Here is a 5,135-nt window from a genome sequence, read left to right as displayed (position 1 = left end):
GTTCACTTCATGTGCGTCCACACCTTCAGCGTTCCCCTGAACAGGACCGGCAGACAGACGTAACGGAGTCCTACTAGAACCGGTACCCGTCCTCCGGCTCCACGGGGTGCCATTGTGCCCGCCCAGATTGGCGTGCACCGTCTTCTCCCTGCTGCCGAAGGCGTCGAACAGGTCCAGGGCCCGTTGCCGGGGGTCCTGCACCCGCTGCGGGTCCTGGCAGGTGTCGTTGCCCAATAGACACAGGTCGTGGCGGCCGAGCAGAGCACTGAGGTTCAGCGACTGAGATTCAGCAACTGAGATTCAGCGCGCTTGATCCGGCGTCACTCCTCGGCTCCTGCCATACCCCATAAGTTACCGACAGGTAGCCTGCCTGGCGGGCCACGTCGTCGTCGGAACGTGGTGGCGGGTGAGCCCGCGCAAAAGTGACAGCCGTGACCGCATGATCCTCAGTGCCGCTGCCCTGCTGCGTGAATACGGGGCGAGTGCGACCAACATCGACCGGGTGCTCGCACACAGCGGAGCCCCTCGCGGCTCGGTGCACCACCACTTCCCCGGCGGGCGGACGGAGCTCATCGACGAGGCGGTGGCACTCGCCGGAGACTTCATCGCGGGCCTCATCGACGCCGCCATACAGGCAAACGATCCGGTGCAGGCCGTCGACGCGTTCTTCGCACTGTGGCGCGACCGACTCGTGGAGAGCGGCTTTAGGGCCGGCTGCCCGATCGTGGCGGTGGCCGTCGAGACCAACGACGACGCACCCCAGCTTGCCCGCTCCGCCGCCGCCGTCTTCGCCCGCTGGCAGGAAGCCCTCGCGGCCCTCTTCGTCCGGCACGGCCTCACCGAGGAACGCAGCCGCCGGCTCGGCGCCTTCATCATCGCCGCGGCCGAAGGCGCGGTCATCATGTGCCGGGCCGAGGAGAGCACCACCCCGATCGAGGCAGCCGCCGCCGAGATCCACGACCTGCTCCTCTACGCCCCGCGCGGCCGCCCCGGTGCCCGACCCGAGCCCCGGCCGTAACCCGCAGCCACTTGAACCAGTCAGCTCAGCCCGAAGGAGTCGCCATGCCCTCGCTCGACCGCCACGACAACGTCTTCGTCCTCGACCTCGGAGACGGAGACGGAGACGGAGACGGAGACGGAGAGAACCGTTTCCACCCCGACTGGCTCACCGCCGTCAGTGCCGCGCTCGACGAGGTGGAGAAGGTGGAAGGCCCCCGCGCCCTGGTCACCGCCGCTACCGGCAAGTTCTACTCCAACGGGCTCGACCTGGACTGGCTGTTCGCCCACGCCGACCAGCACCAGGACTACGTCGTCTCCGTCCATGAGCTGTTCGCACGATGCTGTCGCTGCCGGTCATCACGGTGACCGCGCTGCAGGGACACACCTTCGCCGCCGGCGCGATGTCTCCCTCGCCCACGACTTCCGTGTCATGCGCGCCGACCGCGGCTTCTGGTGCCTGCCCGAAGCGGACATCAACATCCCCCGGCGCCCCGCGCACGGATGCCGCATTGGGGCCGTCCGCCTCCTGAACACGGCTCGTTGCCCCTCAGGGGCGGCGCGCCCAAAGGGAGCGTGAGCGGGAACGGCGAGAGCGCGGGGTGACCTTCGCCACATCGGAGGTCTTCCCGCGGACCGGTGGTTTCATCCTGCACTTGTTCCCCGCCTGTTGCTCCTGGCGCACTGTTCCCGCACGACGGGCACGTGTCACCCGATCTCTGACACGACGTCAAATCAGCGCTCCGGAGCAGGAGTAGGCCGGAACGTCTTCGTCCGAGGGAGCGGCGACGGTTGCCGACAAGAACTCTCATGGGACGTTTCAGCCTCTAGTCTGCTGCCAGACCCCCCACAGGGCCTTCCCCCGCGGCGTGGGCGGGACTCCCGCCCGTACCACCGAGAACAGGCGGCCGAGGGCATGCAACCACTGCACCCAGAAGATCCCGAGCAGCTAGGGCCCTACCGTCCGGTGGCCCGTCTTGGAGCAGGCGGGATGGGCCGGGTCTATCTGGCCACCTCGCCGGCCGGCCGCACCGTCGCGGTCAAGGTCATCCGTCCCGAGATGGCCGAGGACAAGAACTTCCGGATCCGCTTCCGGCGTGAGGTGGCGGCCGCGGCGGCGGTCGGCGGCGTGTACACGGCGTCCGTGGTGGACGCCGCGCCGGACGACGAGACGCCATGGCTCGCCACCGCCTACGTACCCGGCCCCACCCTGGCCGAGGCGGTAGCCGCACACGGGCCGCTGCCGGTGGAGACGGTCCTCGCGCTGGGTGCGGGCATCGCCGAGGCGCTGATCGCGGTGCACGCCGAGGGGCTGGTGCACCGCGACCTCAAGCCGTCCAACGTGCTGCTCGCCGCGGACGGTCCGCGCGTCATCGACTTCGGCATCGTCCGGGCCCGGGACGGCTACCAACTCACCGGCTCCAGCGGCCTGTTCGGCTCGCTCGACTACGTCTGTCCCGAACAGGCCACCGGCCATCCGGTGGGACCGGAGGGAGACGTCTTCTGTCTCGGCTCGGTGCTCGCGTTCGCGGCGTCGGGACACGCGCCGTTCAGCGGTGCCGCCGCGGCCGCGCTGCTGTACCAGGTGGTCCACGGTTCGGCCGATCTGACCCTGGTGCCCGAGCCGCTGGACAAAATCATCAGCCTCTGTCACGCCAAGGACCCGGCCCTTCGTATCAGCCCCGACCGGCTCTCTGCGGCCTGTGCGCCCGGCGGTGCCGAACAGGTGCTGACGGAGGGCTGGCTGCCCTCGCGGGTGGCCGCCATGGTCGACGACCGCCGGGCGGCCGCGACGGATCTCGACCGCCTCGCGCGGACCCTGACACCCGCACGGCCCGCGGCCGACGCAGCCGCCGCCGGGGCTCCCACCGCGTTCGCCCGATACGGGTCGGGCCGGACGCCGGTGGGGCAGTCGTCGCACGGGACCGACGGCGGAGACGGCGCGGCGGACCCGGACCGCCTCCTCCCGGCCGGAGACGCCGACAACCGCGCCGCCGATGGAGCAGGAACCACCCGTGGAGCGCCGCCCACGGCCGAGCCGCTCGAGCGGAGACCCCCGGCGGCCGCAGCCGACTCGGCGGAACCGGCGGAACCGGCGGAACCGGCGGAACCGGCGGAACCGGCGACGGAACGTTCCGCCGCACCCGCACACCGCCGCGCCCCCGAACGCTCCCGTGTCGGCCGGCGCACCCTCCTCGCCGTGACCGCGGGCGCGGCCCTCGTCGGCGGCACCGCCCTCGTCGTCAGAGGACGAACCGGCGGGCAGCGGGCGCGTCGGCCCGGCCCCGCCCCCGAGCCGACCTGGGTCTACCGCGGCGGCCCGCTGCTCCAGACCCCGGCCGTCTTCAACGACGGCACGGCCCTGCTGAAGAGCCGCCCGGGCAACATGATCTGCCTCGACCTGAGAAACGGATCCCAGCCCAAATGGGTCTACCAGGGCATCAGCCTCTCCCCCAGTCCCGTACTGCTGGCCAACGACGCCGCGGTCGCCCTCGGCACCGGTGCGACTCTGATCGGCGTCGACCTGGCCGGCGGCGCCGAGAAGTTCACCCTCAACTTCGGCCAGGACTTCCAGTTCGACCAACTCCTCGGTGGATACGACGGCTATGTCGTCTCTGTCCTCGGCGCCAGGCTGGAACGCCGGTCAGAGGAGCAGGGCGTGGCGACGTCCACCAGCGCGGTCTTCGGCGTCGACCTCAGGGCCCGCCGGGCCGTCGTCATACCGATCGACCCCGAGGACGTCGGCGTTCCCCTCAAACCCGTCATCACGTCCGACTACTTCGTCTACGCCGACGGGCTGCGCAATGTCACGGTCCGCAGCACCCGCGACGGCGGTGGCCTGCGCTGGCGGCGCCCGGTGGGCTACGACCTGCGGCCTGGTCTCGCGGTGCTCGGCGGAACCGTCTTCGCCATCGGCTCCGAGTTCATCGCCCTGGACCTCGCCACCGGAAAGCTCCGCTGGAAGGCGAAGGCGGAACGCGGCACGTTCGCCTCCCTCGGGACGGGCGGCAACACGGTCTACGCCACGGGCACCGATCCCTACGGCGTCCACGCCTTCAACGCGGTGACCGGCGCCCGGCGCTGGTTCTGCGAGACCCCCCGCCTCAACGTCGACCACCCGATCGCGGTGGGGGCGCACGCCGTCCACGTGCCGGCCTTCGAGAACAGGAACGGCTTCTACGCAATCGACGCCGCCTCCGGCCGTCTGCTGTGGAACTTCACCGACGGTCGCGAGACCGGCGTCAACGACTGGCAGCTCTCCTGCGACGGGGCCGGACACCTCGTGGCCCAGCACTTCGACCGGACCTACGGACTGCCCGTCACCTGAGGACCAGGACCCGGACAGCCGGATCGCACCTGTACTACCTGCACTCGTGGGAGTACGCGCACACCTCCGATGCCCTGCTCCTCAGGCCGGTGGCCGATTGGTAGGACCGGACACCCGGGCAAGGCCGCGCCGCCGCCTGCCACTCGGCTGAACTCGACGCCGCACGCGCGGCCAACCGGGAACTCACCCGCCACCTCAACGAGGCACGGTAAACACGGGCGCCAGCCGGTCGCCCCTTCGGCGATCCGGCCGGAAGGCGCGATGTTCACCGCGTCCGGGCCCCAGGAGATGCCGACACCCCGGGCTCTGTCGACGCAGGAGATCGCGGCGACCGTCGACGACTTCCGCCGCGCCGCAGCGGCTGCCGTCGCGGCGGGCGCCGACGGCGTGGAGATCCACGGCGCCAACGGCTACCTGGTGCACCAGTTCCTGTCCGACAACACCAACCAGCGCACCGACCGCTACGGCGGTTCCCTCGACAACCGCATCCGCTTCGCCGTCGAGGTCGCCGCTGCCGTGGCCGGCGAGATCGGCGCCGACCGCACCGGCCTGCGTATCTCCCCCGGCAACCCCTTCAACGACATCGCCGAGTCCGACACCGCCGAGCTGTATCCGGCGCCTGTGCGCGCCCTCAGTCCGCTCGGTCTCGCCTACCTGCACGTGATGCACGCGGGCGACGACGCTCTGCTGGGCACCCTGCGCGCGCTGTGGCCGACCGCGCTGATCCTCAACCGGGCCGGTACCGACCTGCCTGCCCGCCCCAAGGGCATCGACAACGGCACGGCCGACCTTGTTTCCGTCCGCGCCCTCG

At 70.9% G+C, this 5,135-nt stretch carries 2 protein-coding genes and 2 pseudogenes; all 4 read left to right on the top strand.

Annotated elements, in window-relative coordinates; all coding sequences use genetic code 11:
• The first annotated feature begins 439 nt into the window (after window positions 1-439).
• On the top strand, window positions 440-1,018 hold the full coding sequence (locus tag AC5P09_RS51165; RefSeq protein ID WP_493880505.1) for a TetR/AcrR family transcriptional regulator: 579 nt from the start codon (window positions 440-442) through the stop codon (window positions 1,016-1,018).
• 44 nt (window positions 1,019-1,062) lie between these two features.
• Window positions 1,063-1,492 (top strand): annotated as a pseudogene (locus AC5P09_RS51160) (enoyl-CoA hydratase-related protein); the annotation flags it as partial.
• Window positions 1,493-1,912: 420 nt separating this feature from the next.
• The gene (locus AC5P09_RS51155) at window positions 1,913-4,324 is read left to right on the top strand and encodes a protein kinase domain-containing protein (protein ID WP_493880504.1); all 2,412 of its coding nucleotides are present in this window, start codon (window positions 1,913-1,915) and stop codon (window positions 4,322-4,324) included.
• A gap of 213 nt (window positions 4,325-4,537) precedes the next feature.
• A pseudogene (locus AC5P09_RS51150) lies at window positions 4,538-5,135 on the top strand (oxidoreductase); the annotation flags it as partial.

It is taken from the genome of Streptomyces sp. a15 (assembly GCF_059026085.1).
Note: the sequence above shows the minus strand (reverse complement) of the source record. Positions and strands in the feature narration are given on the sequence as shown.